Source organism: Acidimicrobiales bacterium, assembly GCA_035316325.1.
Taxonomy (GTDB): domain Bacteria; phylum Actinomycetota; class Acidimicrobiia; order Acidimicrobiales; family VFJN01; genus DASXTK01.
This window is the reverse complement of record DATHJB010000226.1, coordinates 1-18,708: the sequence shown is the minus strand read 5'-3', so window position 1 is coordinate 18,708 and position 18,708 is coordinate 1. Positions and strand designations below refer to the sequence as shown.

The 18,708-nt window shown below is 74.3% G+C and carries 24 protein-coding genes; 16 read left to right on the top strand and 8 right to left on the bottom strand.

The window, feature by feature from the left end:
• The 4 genes from VK611_29535 to VK611_29520 all read right to left on the bottom strand — a co-directional run.
• Nucleotides 1-1,618, bottom strand: a 1,618-nt coding sequence (locus VK611_29535) for an ATP-binding protein (GenBank protein HMG45512.1), incomplete at its 3' end; no start/stop codon positions are given.
• Nucleotides 1,615-2,052 (bottom strand): TcpE family conjugal transfer membrane protein, encoded by a 438-nt coding sequence (locus VK611_29530; protein ID HMG45511.1) that lies wholly within the window; start codon nt 2,050-2,052, stop codon nt 1,615-1,617. The genes VK611_29530 and VK611_29535, both read right to left, overlap by 4 nt.
• 1 nt (nt 2,053) lies before the next feature.
• Nucleotides 2,054-2,323, bottom strand: coding sequence for a hypothetical protein (locus VK611_29525; GenBank protein HMG45510.1), 270 nt, complete (start codon nt 2,321-2,323; stop codon nt 2,054-2,056).
• 64 nt (nt 2,324-2,387) lie between these two features.
• Nucleotides 2,388-2,696, bottom strand: coding sequence for a hypothetical protein (locus VK611_29520; protein ID HMG45509.1), 309 nt, complete (start codon nt 2,694-2,696; stop codon nt 2,388-2,390).
• Nucleotides 2,697-2,755: 59 nt separating this feature from the next.
• Here VK611_29520 and VK611_29515 point away from each other — a divergent pair, with 59 nt between their 5' ends.
• Nucleotides 2,756-3,454, top strand: coding sequence for a hypothetical protein (locus VK611_29515; protein HMG45508.1), 699 nt, complete (start codon nt 2,756-2,758; stop codon nt 3,452-3,454).
• 3 nt (nt 3,455-3,457) lie between these two features.
• On the opposite strand, the gene VK611_29510 is transcribed toward VK611_29515, so the two are convergent.
• From VK611_29510 to VK611_29495, 4 genes are read right to left on the bottom strand one after another with little or no spacing between them, the layout of a single operon-like run.
• The gene (locus VK611_29510; protein ID HMG45507.1) at nt 3,458-4,603 is read right to left on the bottom strand and encodes a hypothetical protein; all 1,146 of its coding nucleotides are present in this window, start codon (nt 4,601-4,603) and stop codon (nt 3,458-3,460) included.
• Nucleotides 4,604-4,650: 47 nt separating this feature from the next.
• Nucleotides 4,651-5,847 carry a DUF6596 domain-containing protein gene (locus VK611_29505; GenBank protein HMG45506.1) on the bottom strand — a complete coding sequence of 399 codons (1,197 nt, stop codon included), beginning with the start codon at nt 5,845-5,847 and terminating at the stop codon, nt 4,651-4,653.
• 56 nt (nt 5,848-5,903) lie between these two features.
• Entirely contained in the window at nt 5,904-6,275 is a 372-nt protein-coding gene (locus tag VK611_29500) for a YciI family protein (GenBank protein ID HMG45505.1), read from the bottom strand.
• Nucleotides 6,272-6,889, bottom strand: a complete 618-nt coding sequence (locus VK611_29495; GenBank protein ID HMG45504.1) for a dihydrofolate reductase family protein — start codon at nt 6,887-6,889, stop codon at nt 6,272-6,274. The genes VK611_29500 and VK611_29495 overlap by 4 nt, the downstream gene beginning before the upstream one ends.
• Nucleotides 6,890-7,129: 240 nt before the next feature.
• On the opposite strand from VK611_29495, the gene VK611_29490 reads away from it, so the two are divergent.
• The 15 genes from VK611_29490 to VK611_29420 all read left to right on the top strand — a co-directional run.
• Nucleotides 7,130-7,804 (top strand): hypothetical protein, encoded by a 675-nt coding sequence (locus tag VK611_29490; GenBank protein ID HMG45503.1) that lies wholly within the window; start codon nt 7,130-7,132, stop codon nt 7,802-7,804.
• A 16-nt stretch (nt 7,805-7,820) separates the two neighbouring features.
• Nucleotides 7,821-8,579: an RcpC/CpaB family pilus assembly protein gene (locus VK611_29485; GenBank protein HMG45502.1), complete on the top strand. Its 759-nt coding sequence runs from the start codon at nt 7,821-7,823 to the stop codon at nt 8,577-8,579.
• Between the two features lies 1 nt (nt 8,580).
• Nucleotides 8,581-9,873: a hypothetical protein gene (locus tag VK611_29480; protein HMG45501.1), complete on the top strand. Its 1,293-nt coding sequence runs from the start codon at nt 8,581-8,583 to the stop codon at nt 9,871-9,873.
• Complete coding sequence (locus VK611_29475) at nt 9,870-11,207, top strand: ATPase, T2SS/T4P/T4SS family (GenBank protein HMG45500.1); 1,338 nt, start codon at nt 9,870-9,872, stop codon at nt 11,205-11,207. The genes VK611_29480 and VK611_29475 overlap by 4 nt, the downstream gene beginning before the upstream one ends.
• Nucleotides 11,204-11,812, top strand: coding sequence for a hypothetical protein (locus VK611_29470; GenBank protein HMG45499.1), 609 nt, complete (start codon nt 11,204-11,206; stop codon nt 11,810-11,812). The genes VK611_29475 and VK611_29470 overlap by 4 nt, the downstream gene beginning before the upstream one ends.
• Before the next feature lie 140 nt (nt 11,813-11,952).
• The gene (locus tag VK611_29465) at nt 11,953-12,708 is read left to right on the top strand and encodes a hypothetical protein (protein ID HMG45498.1); all 756 of its coding nucleotides are present in this window, start codon (nt 11,953-11,955) and stop codon (nt 12,706-12,708) included.
• The gene (locus VK611_29460) at nt 12,705-13,592 is read left to right on the top strand and encodes a type II secretion system F family protein (GenBank protein HMG45497.1); all 888 of its coding nucleotides are present in this window, start codon (nt 12,705-12,707) and stop codon (nt 13,590-13,592) included. The genes VK611_29465 and VK611_29460 overlap by 4 nt, the downstream gene beginning before the upstream one ends.
• A complete protein-coding gene (locus VK611_29455) occupies nt 13,592-14,530 on the top strand; it encodes a type II secretion system F family protein (protein ID HMG45496.1) in 939 nt (312 codons plus the stop codon). The genes VK611_29460 and VK611_29455 overlap by 1 nt, the downstream gene beginning before the upstream one ends.
• Nucleotides 14,531-14,547: 17 nt before the next feature.
• Nucleotides 14,548-14,754, top strand: a complete 207-nt coding sequence (locus tag VK611_29450) for a hypothetical protein (protein ID HMG45495.1) — start codon at nt 14,548-14,550, stop codon at nt 14,752-14,754.
• An 8-nt stretch (nt 14,755-14,762) separates the two neighbouring features.
• Nucleotides 14,763-15,146, top strand: a complete 384-nt coding sequence (locus VK611_29445) for a hypothetical protein (protein HMG45494.1) — start codon at nt 14,763-14,765, stop codon at nt 15,144-15,146.
• Entirely contained in the window at nt 15,143-15,604 is a 462-nt protein-coding gene (locus tag VK611_29440) for a hypothetical protein (GenBank protein ID HMG45493.1), read from the top strand. The genes VK611_29445 and VK611_29440 overlap by 4 nt, the downstream gene beginning before the upstream one ends.
• Nucleotides 15,604-16,026: a pilus assembly protein TadG-related protein gene (locus VK611_29435; protein ID HMG45492.1), complete on the top strand. Its 423-nt coding sequence runs from the start codon at nt 15,604-15,606 to the stop codon at nt 16,024-16,026. The genes VK611_29440 and VK611_29435 overlap by 1 nt, the downstream gene beginning before the upstream one ends.
• A 20-nt stretch (nt 16,027-16,046) precedes the next feature.
• The gene (locus tag VK611_29430) at nt 16,047-16,997 is read left to right on the top strand and encodes a hypothetical protein (protein HMG45491.1); all 951 of its coding nucleotides are present in this window, start codon (nt 16,047-16,049) and stop codon (nt 16,995-16,997) included.
• Nucleotides 16,998-16,999: 2 nt separating this feature from the next.
• A complete protein-coding gene (locus tag VK611_29425) occupies nt 17,000-17,845 on the top strand; it encodes a hypothetical protein (protein ID HMG45490.1) in 846 nt (281 codons plus the stop codon).
• Nucleotides 17,846-17,847: 2 nt separating this feature from the next.
• On the top strand, nt 17,848-18,708 hold an 861-nt coding region (locus VK611_29420; protein HMG45489.1), incomplete at its 3' end, for a LysM domain-containing protein.

Below are 18,708 nucleotides of genomic sequence, written 5' to 3'. Positions count from 1 at the left end.
TGAAGCTCCGCAGCGGGTCGAGGCAGATGTCGGAGCCCGCCTCCAGCCGCACGACCTGGGTCCGGCCCGGCACCGACTCGCCGAACGCCACGTACTCGCCCCGGACGGTACGGTCGATGGTCACCACCTGGCCACCCCGGGCGACCGTGTCCCAACACAGCCGCTTGAGCAGGTACGACTTGCCGGACCCCAGCCGCCCCACAGCCGCCAGCGACGGGCTGGCGTTCACCTCGGGGCCGTAGGCGGGGTCGAACAGCACGGGGGTGGCGGTGCCGCCGTCGAGCGACAGGCCGAGCAGCACGCCCTTGGGGTCGCCGACGTCGGCGCCGCAGAACGGGCTCCCCGCCGCCAGGTCGCGGGGCAGCAGGAACTGGATGTAGTCACGGCACACCTGGGCGGGCGCGGTGCCCGGCAGCATCGAGCGCAGCAGGGCGAGCTGGCCGCCGGTCGGGCGCACCAGGCTGAGCTCCTGCGGCTCGAACAGCGCCGTCAGCGCCGCGGCCTCCTCCTCCAGCTGGGCCAGCGTGGGCGCCGCGATCGACAGGAGGGTCGTCACGTACAGCTCCGACTCGGCCGGGTTGGCGGCGAGGGCGGCCCGTTCGTCGTCGATGGCGGCGATCGCCTCCACGAGCCCTGGTGGGGCGCCCGACACCTCGCCGTCGTACTCGCCGACCTGGCCGATGAGGTCGCGCTGCTTGCGGCGCACCTTCGACTGGGCGTCCAGGTTGGGGACGGCCCGGACGCGGACGCACCAGTCGATCGGGAAGCCCACCTCGTCGGCGTGGTAGAGCCACTCGCCGTTCCCCCCGGGGAAGGTGAAGCGGTGGGGCATGTCGGCCAGCGCCAGCACCGTCTGGAACGCGGTGCCACCGGCGTTGTCGACCCGCACGTAGCGGCGGTGGCGGGGCCGGTCGTCGTCGTCCGGGTAGCCGCCCTCCTTCACGATCGCGTCGGTGAGGTGCGCCAACGCCCCCGGGTGGCGCCGACCCCGGCGGCCCTCCGGTCGGTCGGGGTCCCGGAGCGGTTCCCAGCTGGCGTCGAGCGGGCTCTCGTCGATCTCCCGCTGCAGCGCCCGGGCGTAGAGCCAGCACACCTCGCCGGTGGTCACCGGTCGCAGCGGCAGGTGGGCCGACAGGCGGGCCCGCAGCTCGTCGGCCTGCCGCCGCCGCACGTCCACCTCGCGGGCCGGCACCGGGCGGGGCGGCAGGCCCCAGCTGCCGGTGAGCCCGGCGAGGGCATCGCGCACGTCCTGCTGCCAGGGCCGCTTGGGCGACGGCAGCAGGGCGGCGACGTAGTAGCGGCGGCGGTGGAGCGGGGCGTCGTGGAGCCACAGCGCGGTCGTCTCGCACACCTCCCGCCAGGCCGGGCGGGCGCGCAGGTCGACGCCCTCGGACATGCCCTGGGCGATGTCCCACGGGTCGACCCGCTCGCAGACCGACAGCAGCATCGACTCGGCCGGCAGGCTCATCAGCAGGCCCCGGATGCGGGCGTGGACGGCGAGCTTGTCGGCGGCGGCGGTGTGCGGGTAGGCGATCGGGTCGAGGCGCCAGATCGCCCAGACCCCCTGGTCGGCCGACCACACCAGGTCGCCGACGACGGCTCGTGCGGGGGGCTTCACGGCGCCGACGACAGGGGGTCGGGGGCGGGACCGGGACCGGGGGCGACGTAGGTGCGGGCGGAGCGGAGGTCGACCGCCGGCTCGGGCCGGTGCCGGCGACCGACCACGTAGCCCTGCGGCGGCATGGCCGCCAGCGTGAGCCAGGCCAGCAGGGCCCGGGGGACGCTGCGGCCCTCGATGCGGACCCGGCGCAATGCCCAGGCGAGCACCACCGGGAGCGCCACGGCGAGCAGCACGTCGAGCCCCCGGGGCGTGAACCGCGACCACAGGCCCCAGGTCCAGACCTCCACCAGGTACACGACGGCCACCACGGCGATCTGGGTGAGCGTGAGCTGCACCGGCAGTGCCCAGCCGCCGATCTGGCCGACGACGATGGGGTGACGGCGGGCGTGCGTGTAGGTGGCGCACTCGATCACGTCGTCGTCGGCGGTCATCTCAGCCGCCCAGCTCCTCGTTCTGGGGGAGGCCGGGCGCGGGGCCCTCGGTCTCGGCGGTGTCGACCTGCTTGTCGATCAGCCCGGCCATGCGGCCGATCTGCGTGGCGCCGAACCACACGAAGGCGCCGAAGAAGACGGCGGCGATCGTCGGTCCGAACGAGCGGGTCTTCACCCACACGGCGACCGCCATCACGATCGCGACGAGGAGGACGGCCAGCCGGGCCGTGTGGATGGTGTCCACGAGAAGTCTGTCGACGACGTCCAGCACGTGACGCTCCTTGGTGTGCGGGTTTTGTCTGGTTGATGTGCTGGTGGCAGAGGTGATCGGCAACTCAGCCGGCGAGGTCGGCGTCGAGGTCCTCGGCGGTGACGCCGTCGCCGCAGCCCCGGGCGGCGGGACTGGCCTCGCAGGTCTCCCGCGCCTCGTCGCCGGTGTCGCGGGCGAGGCGCCGGATGACGCCGGGGTGGCCGACCGCCCACACGGCGACCGCGGCGACCACGATCACGGCGGCGGTCGGGGCGATCGACCGGGTCCGCCACCAGGTCCCGCCGATGGTCACGAGGGCGATCAGGGTCATGGCGATCACGGCGGTCTGCCGCAGTTCGCCCACGAAGGCGGTCCAGTCGCGCACGAGCTCCACGTCCGGTCGATGCGGCGTCGCCCGACCGATTCGGCCACGTCCGCCGACATCGACCGGGCATGGCACGCACACGTGGGACGACGACGGCCGTGGTGGCGCTGGCGGTGCTGGCCGCCTGTGGTGGTGGCGGGGACGACGGGGGTGGCGCGGCGCCGGCCGTCGACCAGCCGCTGGTGGGCGAGCCGGCGGCCCCGGCGGGCCCGGTGTCGGAGCGCCCGCCGCCGCCGACCGAGCCGCCGGTGGTCGACATCGAGGACGCCACCGCCGTCGTGGTCGACAAGGTGGAGGAGTCGGCCCGGCTGGTGGACGAGCTGCTGCAGGACCCCGCCGCGGTGGACGACCCGGCCGACGACCGCCTCGCCCGGCTGCGCGAGCTCTACAGCGCCGAGAGCCCCGTGCCCGACGAGCTGGAGGCCCAGCTGCGGGCGCTGGCCGACCAGGGAGGGCGGATGCAGCCGGCGCCGAGCGGGTTCTTCCGCCGGCTGGGCGTCTACGACACCACCACCATCGACGAGTCGTCGCTCGGGTTCTACGTGTGCTCGGTCGAGGACGTCGAGATCGTCGACGCCGCCGGGGCGGTGGTCGACCAGCGGGCCCGGGTGTTCCAGGGCAACGGGGCGGCGGTGCGGGTCGACGGCGAGTGGCGCCTGGTCGCCATGGTCCCCATCGACGGCTTCTCCCGCGCCCTCGCCCCCGGCAACGTCAACCCCGACCTCTGCGACGACGCCGCCACCGCCGCCGAGGACCTCCCCGATTGACCCTCACAAGCCGGGTTCGTCAGCGGTCGCGGGGGTCGTGGTGGGTGTCGACGGGGTGGTCGGGGTTGACGGTGGAGACGTGTCGCCGGTGCCGTCGCCTCCCGGCGCCGACGACACGGTCGTGTCGGGCTCCCCGGCGTCGGGGTCCCGGACGAGGGTGGGGGCGCCGGCGGCGTGGCTGATCTCCCAGCGCCCGCTGCTCGACAGCCGGGCCTCGAGCTCGTAGCCGAGGAGCTGCTCGGCGCCACCCGGCGTCGTCGCCCTGACCTCGGCCCGCACCAGCAGCCGGTCCTCGTCGTCGAGGCTCTCGACCGCCATCCGCTCGACGGTGGCGGCCGCGAACGGAGCCGGCGACACCGGCGCTCCCCGCACGCCGTCGGCCAGGTAGCGGGAGAGGTCGCCGTTGCCGGTGAGGAACGCGGCGAAGAAGCCCTGCAGCGTCGCCGCCACCGGGTCGTCCTCCACCACTGCCTCCAGCTCGGGGCCGACCAGGCGCAGGTCGCTCGTGTCGACCGACCGGGCCGGCATCAGCGCCGGCGCGTCCACGGCCAGCAGCCCGCCCCCGGCGTCGCCGACGATCCCGATCTCGACGTACCACCGTGCCCGCTCCGGCTCCGGGGCCTCGCCGTCGTCGGCCGCGTCGGCCGCGTCGGCCGCGTCGGCCTCGTCGCCCTCGGTGCTCTCCGGCAGCGGGTCGGTGACGTCGGCCGCCACGGTCACCTTCCAGTAGCCCTCCTGCAGGAGGCTCCCGCCCACCGCGGTGACCCGGTCGACCACCCGGCCCTCGACCCCGAGGCCGGCGAGGTCGAGCGGCTCCACGAACAGCTCGTCGAGCCGGTCCGAGTCCGCCTCGGTGGCGGTCAGCCAGGTCTCGACCGCCAGCTCGGCGTAGTTGGTGACGGTGGCCGGCACCACCTCGTCGCCCCCGTCGCCCGTCGCGACCTCACGGTCGGGAGTCGGCGCGGGCCGGACCAGCCCCACCACGGCGCCGACGCACCCCACCCCGATCGCTCCCCACACGGCCGCCCGGGTCGCCCACAGCGCCCAGGGCCGCACCGGCCGCAACACGTACGGCGTCGGCTCGACCTCGTCGACCTCGTCGATCCCGTCGTCCACCGCCGCCACCGGCCCACGCTGCACGATGTCCATACCGACCCGATGCGGGCCCACCCCCGCCGTTCGGCAACCCCGGCGACTCACGACGGCGGGCGGGTGGCCTCCAGGCGGGCGGTGAGGAAGTCCTGCTCGGTGGTGTTGTCGGTGAGGGCGAGGGCGGCCCGGTAGGCGGCGGCGGCCTCGGCGGGGCGGCCGAGGCGGTGGAGGAGGTCGGCCTTCGTGGCCGGGAGGTAGCGGTAGGCGGCGAGGCGGCCGTCGCGCTCCAGGGCCTCGACCTCGGCCAACGCCGCCTCCGGGCCGTCGACCAGCGCCACCACGACCGCCCGGTTGAGGGCCACCACCGGCGAGGGCCACACCCGCAGCAGCTCGTCGTAGAGGGTGAGGATCTGGGGCCAGTCCGTCGCCTCGTAGCTCGGGGCCTGGGCGTGCAGCGACGCGATGGCGGCCTGCAGCGTGAACCGCCCGGGCGGCCCGGCCCGGAGCGCCGCCACCACCAGCCGGTCGGCCTCGGCGATCAGCGACCGGTCCCAGGCCGAGCGGTCCTGCTCCTCCAGTCGCAGCAGGCGCCCATGGGCGTCGGTGCGGGTCGCCCGGCGGGCCTGGTGGACCAGCAGCAGGGCGTGCAACCCGGCCGCCTCCCGGTCCAGCGGGAGCAGCTGCCGCAGCAGCGACGCCAGCCCCAGCGCCCGCTCGCAGAGGTCGTCGCGCACCAGGTCGTCGCCCGACGGCGCCGTGTGCCCGGTGGCGTACAGCAGGTGGACGACGGTCAGCACGGCGTCGACCCGGGCCGGCAGCTCGGCGGTCGACGGCACGGCGTAGGGGATGCGGGCCGTGGCGATCTTCTTCTTGGCCCGGGTCAGGCGGGCCGCCATGGTGGCGTCGGCGACCAGGAACGCCCGGGCGATGTCCGGCGTCGCCACACCGCACACCAGCCGCAGCGTCAGGGCGACCTGCGCCTCCGGGGCCAGTGCCGGGTGGCAGCAGGTGAAGATCAGCCGCAGCCGGTCGTCGGGGATGGTCTCGGCACCCTCGCCGGCCCCCGTCCCGACGCCGCCCTCGTCCTCCGGCTCCACCAGCAGCGGCAGCTTCGCCTCCAGCGTCTGCCGGCGGCGCAGCCGGTTGAGGGCGGTGCGCCGGGCCACCGTCGTCAGCCAGGCGCCGGGTCGGGTGGGCACGCCGTCACGACCCCAGGTCCGCAGCGCCTGCACGTAGGCCTCCTGCACCGCTTCCTCGGCGGTGTCGAGGTCGCGGGTGACGCGCACCGTGGCGGCGAGCACGTAGGCCCACTCGCCCCGGTGCGCCTCGGCGACCGCCGCCTCGACGGCGACCGGGCTCAGCCCGCCTCCAGCACCACGAAGTCGAGCAGCGGCCGCACCTCGACGCAGCCCTCCACGGTCGGGGTCATCCGGGCCAGGGAGATCGCGTGGTCGAGGTCGCGGGCCGCGAGCACGTAGAGGCCGGCGAGCGCCTCCTTGGTCTCGATGAACGGCCCGTCGGTGATCACGTCGCCCCGGATGACGGTGGCCGTGGTCGACGGCTCGAGCGCCAGCCCGGCGACCACCCGGCCGCCCTGCTCGGCGATCTTGCCGTCGAGCTCCTCGTTGGCCTGCATGATCTCCGGCGGGATGTCGGCGACCCCGCCCGGCAGCTCCCGCTGGAAGATCAGCACCACGTACTGGGTCATGGCGTCGCTGGGCGTGCTCATCGGTCGGCTCCGTTCGTGCGCTGGTAGGTGGTGAGCAGGACGCCGTTGTCGTACCGGGTGAGCCCGGTCAGCGTCAGGTCCTGGCGGTCGTGCCCGGCGACCCACAGCGGCTTGCCGTCGCCCAGCAGCACCGGGTGGACGTACAGGCGGTACTCGTCGACCAGGTCGGCCCGGGCCAGGGCCTGCACGATGCTGGCGCTGCCCTGGACGCTGATCGCCGTCCCCGGCTCGGCCTTGAGCCGCCGGATCTCGTCCTCGACGCCCTCGGTGACCACCCGGGTGCCGGCCCACTTCGGGTCGGTCAGCGTGGTGGAGAACACCACCCGGGGCCGGTCGTCGAGGGCCCGGATGATGCGGGGGTCCTCCCTGCCCTCGGCGGGCTTCAGCTCGTCGCCGGCCTCGTAGGGCTCCGCGAACGGCCAGTAGGCGGCGAAGATCTCGTAGGTCACGCGCCCGAAGGCGAACATGTCGTACGACCCGACGTCCTCGGCGATGTCCTCCTGCATCTGGGGGTCGAAGCCTACGGCGACCCAGTTCATGTCCTCGTCCGGCCCGACCATGTAGCCGTCGAGCGTGACGAACTCGGTGACGATCACGCGCCTGGTTCCGGTCATGTCGTTCCTCCTCCTCGGGGGTGCTTCCGTGAGGACGACAAACGACTTCGGCCGGAATCGACAGGTTGCGGCGAGCTCTCCTGCCGACTCTCCGGGTGACGATGGCATTACCAGGTAGCGATCCGGCCACATGTGGTGGAGCGGATAGTCTCCGTACGGGTCCTACGAGGAGGTGGTCGATGGGTCCAGGCCGTGTGCTGGTGCGCGTTCCGTACGTCATTCGGAGCTGAGATGCTCGCAGTGACGCTGGGGATTCTCGGGGCAGCCGTCGTGGGACCGCTCATGACGACACCGGCGGCGCGCCGCTGGAGCCGGGCCGAGTCGGCCTCGCCGCCGGGCGCGCTGGCGGTGAGCCTGGCCACCGGGGTGGTGTTCGGGCTGACCGCGTGGCGGCTCGGCTGGTCGTGGAGGCTGGGACCGGTGCTGGTCGCGGCGGCCGGGATCGTGGTCGCCGCCGCGGTCGACGCCGCCTGCCGACGGGTGCCCACCGGTTTCGTGGTGCGGGCCGGCGCTGCGGCGCTGGCGGCGGCCGTCGTCGCGTCGGCGTGGTCGGGCACGTGGGGCGCCCTGGCCGCGGCGATGGTGGGCGCGGCTGCCTACGGCGGCGGCCTCACCCTCGTGCACCTCGTGGCGCCGTCCGGGCTCGGCGGCGGCGACGTGCGGCTGGCCTGGCTGGTCGGCGCCGTCGTCGGCTGGGCCTCGGCCGCGGCTCGCACGAGCGACGTCGACGCGGGATTCGCCGCCCCTGCGCTGTCGGCCGTGTGGGCCGCACTGCTGCTGTCGGTGGGCATCGGGTTGGCCACCCACCTGGTCGTCGCCCTCCGTCGCCGCCCGACCGCGTCACCCCGGACCCTGCCCTTCGGCCCCGCCCTCGGCGTCGGCGCGCTCGTCGTGCTGCTGGCGCAACCCACCTAGATCTGGAAGGACGAGCGTGAGCATCACCGGACCGACGACCCTCGGCCTCCCGGGGCAGACCAGCGGCAACGGCGCGCCACCGACCGAGCGCGGTCGCCGCCTGGCCCGGGGGCACTGGGTGGCGCTGACCCTCGGCCTGCTCGCCTTCCTGGTGAACATCGCCGTGCTGCGCGACCGCAGCGAGGTGGTGCAGGTGCCGGTGGCCCGGGAGGCCATCGGGCCGGCCACCGAGATCACCGAGGGCATGGTCCGCTTCGTGGAGGTGCCGGCCGACTCGCCGCTGGCGTCGGGGATGGTGGCGCAGGACGCGCTCGCCGGCGGCGGCCTCTACGCCCGGCGCCAGATCGCCGCCGAGGAGCCGCTGGTGGAGGGCGCCGTGGTCGACGACGTGCCCGACGACGGCCAGCGCTCCATGAGCGTGCCCGTGCCCCGGGAGCACGCCGCGGGCGGGACGCTGGGCGTCGGCGACCGCGTCGACGTCATCTACATGGCCGACCGGCCGGTCTTCGCCGTCACCGACGCCGAGGTGCTCGCCATCGGCGACGAGACGTCCGGGTCGAACGGCCGGCCGGCGGGGGAGTACCACCTGGTGCTGGCCGTCGACGCCGCCGAGACGCTGCGCCTGGCGGCGGCGCTCGACAGCGGCAAGCTCGACGTCGTGCGGGCCACGGGAGCGCCCCCGGCGCCGCTCGGTCCCGAAGACGACGCTCCGCCGCCCCCCGCCGACGCTGACGCCGATGCCGGCGCCGCCGACGAAGAGACGACCGGGGACTGACGTGGCGGAGCTGGTGGTCGGGCTGGTCGCCACGCCGCAGCAGTGGCGCCGTGACCTCCACGCGCACGTCCGCGACCACGTCGCCGGCGTGCGGCTCGTGGTGCTGCACGACTCCACCGAGGCGTTCACCGCCGGGGTCGACGTGGTGGTCGTCGACGACACCATGGAGTTCCTCACGCCCACGCAGGCGCTCGCCCTGCGCGACCAGGGCGTGCGGGTGGTCGGCGTGTACGACCCGCGGGGTCGCACCGGCCGGGGCCGGGCGGCGGTCGACGTGCTCGGCGTCGACACCGCGCTCGACGTCGCCTCGCCGCCCGAGCGGCTGCTGGCCGCGGTGGCCACGCTCAGCCCCGCCCGGGCGGGGGCCCGCGCCGAGGCGGCCGCGGCCGCGAGAGCCGCGGCGGCCGCCCCGCAGGTCCGCTCCAACGGCGGGCCGCCCCACCCACCGCCGGCGCCGCCCGGGGGTCGTGTCGCGCTCGTCGCCGTGGCCGGGGGCAGCGACGCGCCGGGCCGCACCGAGACGGCCGTCGCCCTCGCCGCCGCGCTCGCCGCCCGGGCCGGGCCGACGCTGCTGGTCGACCTCGACGAGCACAGCCCCACGGTGGCGCGCCGCCTCGGCTTCCACGTCGCCCCCAACGTGCTCGACGCCCTGGTGGCGGTGCAGGCCCGGACGCCGCTGGGCGGGATCGTCGGCCAGCGGGCCGCGTTCGCTCCCGGCGAGGTGGGCTTCGACGTCGTCTGCGGGCTCGCCAACCCCAACGAGTGGGCCCAGCTGCGCGACGTGCGGGCCCTGCTGCGGTCGGCCGCCGAGACGTGGTCGTACGTGGTGGTCGACACCGGCCCCAGCTGCGCCGCCGACCAGGTGCCGCCCGGTGGCACCCGCAACAGCGCCACCCGCACGGCGTTGCGGCAGGCCGACCACGTGGTGGCGGTGTCCAACCCGACACCGCTGGGGGTGCTGCGGCTGCTCGACTGGGCGACGTCCGGGGTGGAGCTGTCGTCGGGCCGCCCGCTGACCGTCGTCGTGAACCGGTCGCCGGCCGACCGCTACGCCCGCGACCAGCTGCACAACCAGGTCGCCGCCAACCTGCCGCACCCGGGCCTGGTGGCGATCGACTTCCTGCCGTCGGACGCCAAGGTGACCCAGGCGGTGTGGGACGCCGCCGTCGTCCGCCCCGGAGCGTTCACCGCCGCGGTCGACCGGCTGGCCGCGAGCCTCGTGCCCGGTCTCGCGTCGCCCACCGGCCGCCGTTCCCGCTCCCGTCGCCGGGCCCTGCCGGGAGGCCGGGCATGAGCCTCCCCGAGGCCGCGGCCACCGCCACGAGCTACGACCAGCTGCGTCGCCGGGTGCAGGAGCGGTTGCGCGAGGCGAACCTCGACGGCGACCGCGAGCCCGACCGGGTGCGGGCGCTCATCGGCGCCGTCGTCCACGACTACCAGCAGGCGGCGCTCGCCGGCCTGGGCGGGTTCCCCCTGCGCGACCCGGACGACATGACCGCCCGCCTGGCCCGCTCGGTGCTCGGGTACGGGCCGCTGGAGCAGTTCCTCACCGACGAGGCGCCGGTCGTCGAGGTGGAGGTGCGGGGCGCCGAGATCTCCTGGAAGGACGACCGGGGCCGCTGGCACGCCAGTGACGAGCCGACCACCGCCGAGGAGCTGCGGGCAGTCGTCGACCGGCTGCTCCAGCCGACCGGTCGGGCACTCACGGAGGCGCACCCCATCGTCAGCACCCAGGTGCTCGACCGGCAGGTGCGGCTCACGGCGTCGATCCCGCCGGTGAGCGACGAGCTCGAGGCGAACCTGCGCTTCTACCGCATCCGCTGGGAGTCGCTGCACGACCTGGTCGCCTGGGACACGCTCACCCAGCCGGCGGCCAACTTCTGCTGGGCGCTGATGCGGCACCCGAAGACGGGGGTGCTGGTGTCGGGGCGGCCGCAGTCGGGCAAGACCACCTTCCTGAACGCCCTGCTGCGGGTGGTTCCCGGCACCCACAAGGTGGCGTGCTGCGAGGACACCCGCGAGCTGCACGCCCCGCTGATGCACATCTCGTACCGGAAGACCCGGCCGCGGTCGGGCCTGGGCGACGGTGAGGCGGAGATCACGCTGCGCGACCTGATCGCCTTGACGCTGCGGTCGAGCCCGGAGCGGATCGTGGTGGGCGAGGTGCGGGGCGGCGAGGCGGCCGAGCTGACCCGGGCCGCCAACGCCGGCACCGCCGTGCTGTGCACCCTGCACGCCCACGCCGCCGCCGACGCCCTCGACTCGCTGGTGAACGCCGCCCTGCTGGGTGACCACGGCATGCCGGCGGAGGCGGTGCGGTCGATCTTCAGCCGCACGATCGACGTGGTGATCCACCTCGACAGCGAGGACGTCGAGCTGCACGGCTCCGGCACCGAGCGGCCGATCCGGCGCCAGGTGATGGAGATCGCCGCGGTGTCGCCGCTGCAGGGCAACGAGCAGCACTTCACGGTGATCCCGATCTTCGAGCGGACCGAGGTGGGGGCGCCCCTGCTGTGGACCCGCAACCCCCTGCCCCCGCAGCTCCAGTCCCGCATGGACCAGCTGCTGCGCCGCTACGGCACCAGCACCCAGGCAGTGCTCGACGGCCAGGAGGTGATCCGCCAGTGAGCCGCTCCCGCTGCCCGGTCGTCGTGCTGTCGTTGCTGCCTGTGCTGCTCCTGCCGCTCGTGGTCGCCTGCGGCGACGATGCCGACGATGCCGACGACGCCACCCCCACGACCACCACCGAGCCCGACACGACCACCACGACCACCACGACCACCCGCGCCGCCGAAGGCCCGGCGGAGTGGGTCGAGGTCGTGCAGGACGTCTCACGGCGCATCGACGCGCTCTACAACGAGCCGGACCCCGAGCGTGTCCGCGACGTCGTCGCCGAGTACACCGACTACTACGAGACGCAGGTGCACAACATCACCGAGCTGGCCGACGCCGGAGTGCACCTCGAAGACGACGAGCCGACGACCGTCGTGGCCGTCGAGTACCAGGACCCACAACCTGCCGGAGGCTTCGTCGGCTTGACGGTCCTTGTGAAGGACCACGGCGACCGAGTGGTCGATGACGCCACAGGCGACGTGATCCAGGAGCGAGGGGCAGCTGTCGATCAGCCTTGCGAGATCTGGCTGTTGCGACCCGACGGCGGGGACGGTTCGTACCGCATCCACTCCCGGTCCAGCGCAGCTGCCTGCCCGGCGGGAGCGGAGGAGGCGGCGTGACCCTGCGACCGAGCTGGAGGTCCCTCCTTCTCGTGACATTCCTCGGAGCAGCCGCGGTCGTTGCCGTTCCGCGTCCTGCGGAATCGCAGGCGGCCCCTCCTCCCGCGTGCAACGAGCGGACCGACAACTGCGGGTGCGACATGGAGGCGTCGCTGGAGTGCGGCGTGGAGCTGGGGACACCCCCGGAGGAACCGTCCGCGCCCGAGGCGGCCCCTCCGAGGTCGATGACACCGCCGACCGCGGAGTGGCGCTCCGAGGACCTGTACCCGGCGTGCACACGAGCTCGCCTACAGGACCCGACGGCGTGCTCGGCGCTGGAGTGCACGCCGCCGGGAGGTGCCCCGGGGACGGGCTGGTTCTACAACGTGGAGCTCGTCGACACGGCCACAGGCGAGGTCCTGGCCTTCGAGGTCGTCTGCAGGGGCCCGGCCGAGCCGTTCGCGACACCGGCGTTGCCCACCATCGCCGAGGTGCTCGGCGCTGCGGAGGTGCCCGAGCCACAGATCGGGGGGAACCCGGAGGGCCGGGGACTCACCGGCCTGGCGTCGTGGTTCTGGGTCGAGGGGGCCACCGACCCGGTCGAGGTCGACGTGATGCTGCGGGGCTGGACCGTGTCGGGATCGCTGGGCGCCGACGAGTGGCGCTGGCAGGTGGGTGACGCCGCCTACACGTCCGCCGGCCCGGGCAGCGAGGCCGCCCCGGCGGTCGAGCACACCTTCGAGCGCGAGGGGACCGTCGGCGTGGCGGTCGACGTGGCCTGGTCGGGCTCGTACACCGTCTCGGGCTACGGGATCTCGTTCACGGTCCCGGGCCTGGCCACCACCACCTCGTCGTCGCTCGACTACGAGGTGATCGAGGTCCGTAGCGTGGTCGACGGCCCGGAGGGCGACCGATGAGGCTGCTCGCCGGCCTGTTGTCGGGCGCCGCGGTCGCCGTGCTGGTGGTGGCGTTGACCGGGGTCGAGGTGTCGCTGCCCCGGCTGGGCGGCGGTCGTGGCCGGTCGCGGCCCCGGCTGTTCCGTCACTTCGAGGCCGAGGGCATCCCCGCCCGGCGGGGGCTGCAGGTGTCGTTGGCGGCCGGGTTCGCCACGTTCACGGTGCTGTGGGCGGCCACGACGTCGGTGCCGTTGGCGCTGGTGGCGGGTGGTGTCGTCGGCGTCCTGCCCAGCAGCTACTACGGCGCCCGGGGCCAGCGCCGCGACAAGGAGCAGCGGGCTGCCTGGCCCGACGCCATCCGGTCGCTGATCGGCTCGTTGAACGCCGGCCGCTCGCTGCACGAGGGCCTGGTCGACCTCTCGACCTCGGGGCCGGTGCCGCTGCGGCGGGTCTTCGGCCGCTACGGGGAGCTGACCCGGCTGGCGGTGCCCGAGTCGGAGGCGCTGGGGATCCTGCGCGACGAGCTGGCCGACGCCGTGAGCGACCGGGTCTTCGAGGTGCTGATCATCGCCAACGACAAGGGGTCGCGCATCGCCCTCAAGGTGCTGCAGGACGTGGCCGACAGCGCCACCGCCGACGTCCAGCTGGCCGAGCGGGTCCTGACGGCGAGCACCGAGCACCGCCTCAACGCGTACGCCGTGATGCTCGTGCCCTGGATCACCCTCGTGCTGCTGACCGCCCGCGCCGGCGACATGCGCGACTACTACGCCAGCTCCGCCGGCACCCGGGTGCTGCTGCTCGGCGCCCTGATGAGCCTGGGCGGCATGGCGATCTTCCGCCGCCTCGCCCAGTCCCGCCCCGAACCCCGGGTCCTCCTGACCCCACCCCGCACGGAGGCCGACTGATGCGGGAGCTCGTGGCGGCGTTGTTGTCGGGGGTGGCGATCGCGGCGGTGTCGGTGCTGCTGATGCGGCCGACGCGGCCGTTGGGGCCGCGCATCGAGCCGTACTCGCAGCGGGCGCGGCTGCTGCTGGGGCAGCCGGTCGACCCGTCGGTGTCGTTCCGGACGTCGACGTCGTCCGGGCCTGCGACCGGGGGCAACGGGGTGCTCGGGCCCGTCCTCTCGGCGGCCGCGGCCCGGCTGTCCGCCCTGGTCGACGCCGGGGGCGACGCCGCGGTCGCCCTGCGCCTGCGCCATGCCGGCCGGCGCGATCTGACCCCCGACCGCTACCGCCTCCAGCAGCTGGTGGCGACGGTGCAGGGCGTCGGGTTCTTCGCGGTGGCGGCGCTGGTGGTGGCCCCGAGCGGGGCGACGGTGCTGCTGGCGGGGGCGTTCGGCGGCGTGTGGGGCGCCTCGCGGTGGCGGGCCAAGTTCGACCGGGCGATCTCCCGGCGCCGTGAGCAGATGCGGGCCGAGCTGTACACGGTCGCCCAGATGCTGGCGATCCACCTGCAGGCCGGCAGCTCGCCGCTCGTGGCGGTGGACGGCCTGGCGCGGCGGGGCACCGGCGAGGTGGCGACCGAGCTGGGCGAGGCGCTCGAGTGGATCGCCGCCAAGACGCACACCCGGCCGGCGTTCGAGCGCCTCGCCGCCGAGACCGTGGAGCCCGCCGCGGCCCGCCTCTACCGCCTGCTGGCCACCAGCGACACGGGGGCGGGCGACACCCTGGCGTTGGCGCTGCTGCACACCGCCAACGACCTGCGGACCCAGCGTCGGGAGGACGTCGAGCGCCTGGCCGCCCAGCGCCGCTTCCAGATGCTGCTGCCGATGATCCTGATCATGGGCCCGGTGCTGCTGCTGTTCCTGGTGGCGCCGTTGCCGACCCTCATCCTCGGGGACTGACACGACAAGGAGATGCGATGACCTACATGACGGTCCAAGCCCTGAGCCTGCTGCGCTGGGCGCGAGAACGGGCGCGGCTCCGAGACGACCGCGGGCTCGAGACGGCCGAGGTCCTGCTGTGGATGGGCCTCGTCGCGGGGATCATCGGGGTGCTCAGCGGAGTGCTCCAGGACATCCTCAACGGCGTCGTCGACGAGATCCGCACTGCCCTCAACTTCGACTGAGGGATGACGTGCTGCGCCGGGCTCGTGACGACCGAGGGGCCACGACGGCCGCCGTCGTGCTGGGCGTCGGGCTGCTGATGCTGGCGTTCACGACGCTGGCCAACCTCGTCGTGTACCAGTACGGCGAGGGGGCGTTGCGCGCCGCGGCCGAGCAGGCTTCGCGGGCCGGGTCGCGGGCGTCGGCGTCGGAGGCGGTGTGCGAGCTGCGGGCGCAGGAGACGCTCGACGGGGTGCTGGGCGGGTCGCTGGGCGACGGGGCGACGGTCGACTGCGTCGACGACGGCGAGGTCGTGGAGGCCACGGTCACCGGCACCTTCGAGGGCTGGCTCGAGACGGTGCCGGACTGGACGGTGTCGGTCACGTCGACGGCCCGTAAGGAGCAGGCGCCGTGAGTCGGCTCCGGAAACTGCGACAGAACCGGCCCGTTTCCGGCCTCTTCTGTCGCAATTACGACGATCGAGGATCGACCGGGGCCGCCGAGCTGCCGTTCGGGTTCCTGTGGCTCGTCGCCGTGGCGATGGTGGTGTTCACGCTGGCGTCGTGGGCGGAGCGCCACTCGGCGGCCCGGGCGGCGGCCGACGAGGCGGCGCGGGCCGTCGTCACCGCCGACAGCTGGGACGCCGGGGTGGAGCGGGCGCAGGAGATCGTGGGCGAGATCGAGTCGAGCTACGGCCTCGACGCCGATGCGCTGGTGCTGGAGCTGACCGGCTCGCTGACCCGGGGTGGCACCGTCACCGCCGAGGTGACGATGACCGTGGGCGCCGTGAGCCTGCCCATGGACGTGGAGGTCGGCGCGATGTCGTACACCGTGACGCACTCCGAGCCCGTCGACCGGTACCGGAGCCTGTGATGCGGCGGGACGACCGGGGCAGCATCACGTTGTGGTCCTTGGCGCTGTGCGTCGGGGTGTTGGCGCTGGGCGGCGTCACGCTCGACTTCTGGCGCGCCATCTCCGGTTGGCGCAGCCTGGCGGCGAGCGCCGATGCGGCCGCGGCGGCGGGGGCGTCGGGCATCGACGAGGGGGCGTACCGGTCGTCGGGCGGCTCGGTGATCCAGCTCGACCCGGACCGTGCCGAGCAGCTCGCCTACGACAGCCTTGCCACCCAGCTCGATACCGGTGACATCGACAGCTACGAGGTGACGGCGACGACCGAGACGGTGACGGTCGTGGTCGAGGGCAGCGTCGGTCTGACGTTGCCGCAGGTCGTGATGGACGACGGCGACATCACGATGTCGGTCACCGCCACCGCCGACCCGAGGCCGTCGGGATGACGACGAGGAGGACACCGCCGATGCCGAGGCGATTGCTCTGTCTGGTGCTGTCGCTGGCCGTCGTGGCCTCTGCCTGCAGCGGCGATGACGACGACGACACCGAGGGCTCTGCGACCCCAGAACCGACACCCACGACCGAGGACCGGTTGACCGCGGTCGCCCGCGACATCTATGAGCGCCAGTTCGCCCTCGTCAACGAGCCCGACCCGGCCCGCGTGGACGACCTCTACAGCCCCGACTGCGAGTGCTACGCACAGCGGACGGAGTCCGTGGGGGCTTATGTGGCCTCGGGCTGGCGTGTGGAGGGAACGCCTTCGGAGGTGCTGCGGGTGATCGACGAGGACGGCTCCGAGTCGGCGCCGCGCATGACGGTGCAGCTGCGCCCCGACCAGCGCATCGTCGACGAGAACGGGCAGGACGTGGCGAACATCGACCTTCCGACGACGCCGCAGTGCGAGATCCTGGGCCTGGAGCAGCTCGACGACGGGACGTACCTGATCACCGAGCAGTTCTCGGCCGGCTGCCCGGCCGGCTGGCAACCGATCGACGGCCCCGACGAGTGGACCGAGGTCGTCGTCGACGTGTTCGAGGCTCGCTACGCGCTCCTGCACGACCCCGACCCTGACGCTGTCGAGCAGTACTACGTCCCCGACACCGAGGCCTACGACTCGATGCGGCGGACTGTGCAGTCCCTCGTCGACGACGGCTCCCGTCTCGACGGTCGCAACGAGCGACCGTTGGAGGTCACGGTCGAGGCCGGCCCCGAGGAGGACGGTTCGGTCCGGCTGCGGGTGGAGCAGGCGCCGGGCGACGGCCGTCACGTCGGACCGGACGGCGAGGTGTTGGACGAGTACCGGAGCGACATCGATACCCGGCGCTGCTGGTCGACGTTCGGCCTGGAGGCGTCGGAGGACGGGTCCTACCGGATCGCCGACGAGCCGCCGCTGGAGTGCCTTGCGGGGGAGGGGTGACCGTGCGACGAACGCGAGCCGGGGTGGCCATGGTCGCCGGGCTGGCGCTGGGCGTCCTGGCGTCGACGCCGGTCGCGGCGCAGGTCGAGCCCGACGATGCGAGCTGCGGCCTCCACAAGCGCGGGCAGCACTGCGGCATCGAGGTGACCGACCCCGGGGCGCCGCCGGCCGAGCCCGAGGAGCCGCCCGGGCCGTCGGGGCCGCAGGAGCAGTCGCCCACGTTCTGGCGGCTCAAGTCGATCCTGAGGAACGAGCAGGGGATCTGCCAGACGGCCGACGGTGGGGGTGGCATCCCCCACGTCTACGAGTTGATCGATCGGGCCACGGGGGAGGTGCTGGAGACCCGGCCGGGCATGGTCTGCGTGCCCACCAACCAGGAGCCCGCTGCCCCCGCTGCGCCGCCGCCGGCGCTGCCGACCAACGAGGAGATCCTCGAGGTCACGCCGATCGAGCCGGCGGTGATAAGGGTGAACCCGTCGGGGCGGGGGTTGACGGGCCTGGCGTCGTGGTTCTGGCTCGACGACCCGGGCGTGGTCGTGACCTCCGCCGACCTCGAGGGCTGGCACGTCGAGGGCACCGCCCGCGTCGACCGGTGGGTCTGGCGGGTGGGCGACGCGACCTACACGACCACCAGCGCGGGCAGCGAGGCCGAACCCGCCGTCGAGCACGTCTTCGAGCGCCGGGGCAGCGTCGAGGTCTCGGTCGAGCGCTCGTGGACGGGGTCGTACACGGTGTCCGGCTACGGGATCTCGTACACGGTCGACGGCCTGGCCACCGACGACGCTTCGTCGGTCGACTACGAGGTCATCGAGGTCCGCGGCGTGCTCGACGACGACGGGCAGAGCTGACCGTGCGTCCCCATCCGGTGCGGGCCGTCGGTCTGCTGGCCGCCGAGGTGGCGGTCGTCGTCGTGCTGCACCAGTTGGGCCGCTACTCCTGGATGCGGGTCGACTGGGGCGACCTCGGGGGCTGGATCGAGGCCCGACCGGCGGAGGACGTGCTGCTGGCGACCATCCGCACGGTGGCGCTGGTGCTGGCGTGGTGGCTGCTGCTGTCGACGGCGCTCTACGTCGCGGCGGCGGCGACCGGGGCACCGGGAGCGCTGCGCCGGGTGTCGCGGGCGGCCCTGGTGCCAGGCGTGGCCCGGCTGCTCGACGGACTGCTGGCGATCTCGCTCAGCTCCGGCCCGGTGCTGGTGGGGACGCCGGCCGTCGGCTGGGCGGCGTCGGTGGCAGCCGCCGCCCCGGAGGCTCCCGTGGCCCCGGCCCCGGCGTCGGCCCCGGCGTCGGCGGTGTCGGCCTCACCGGACCTGGCGTTCAAGCTGGCGGTCCACCACGCGGCGACGCCGTTGGCCCCGCCGGCGCCGGGCCCGGCAGCCGTCACCTACACGGTCCAGCCCGGGGACTCCCTGTGGGAGATCGCCGAGACGCAACTCGGTGACCCTCACCGCTGGGTGGAGATCTGGGAGGCCAACCGCTCCCGCCTCGACGCTGCCGGCCCCGATCTCCTCCACATCGGCTGGCAGCTGATCCTGCCTTCGTCCCCGCCTGTGTCCGCGCCCGCTCCGCCGCCGGCGCCCCCGGCCGACGTCACGGTCACGGTGGAGCCCGGGGAGCACTTCTGGTCGATCGCCGAGGCCGAGCTGGAGGCCCACTGGGGCCGCCCGGCGACCGCCGTCGAGGTGGCCCCCTACTGGCGCGAGCTCGTCGAC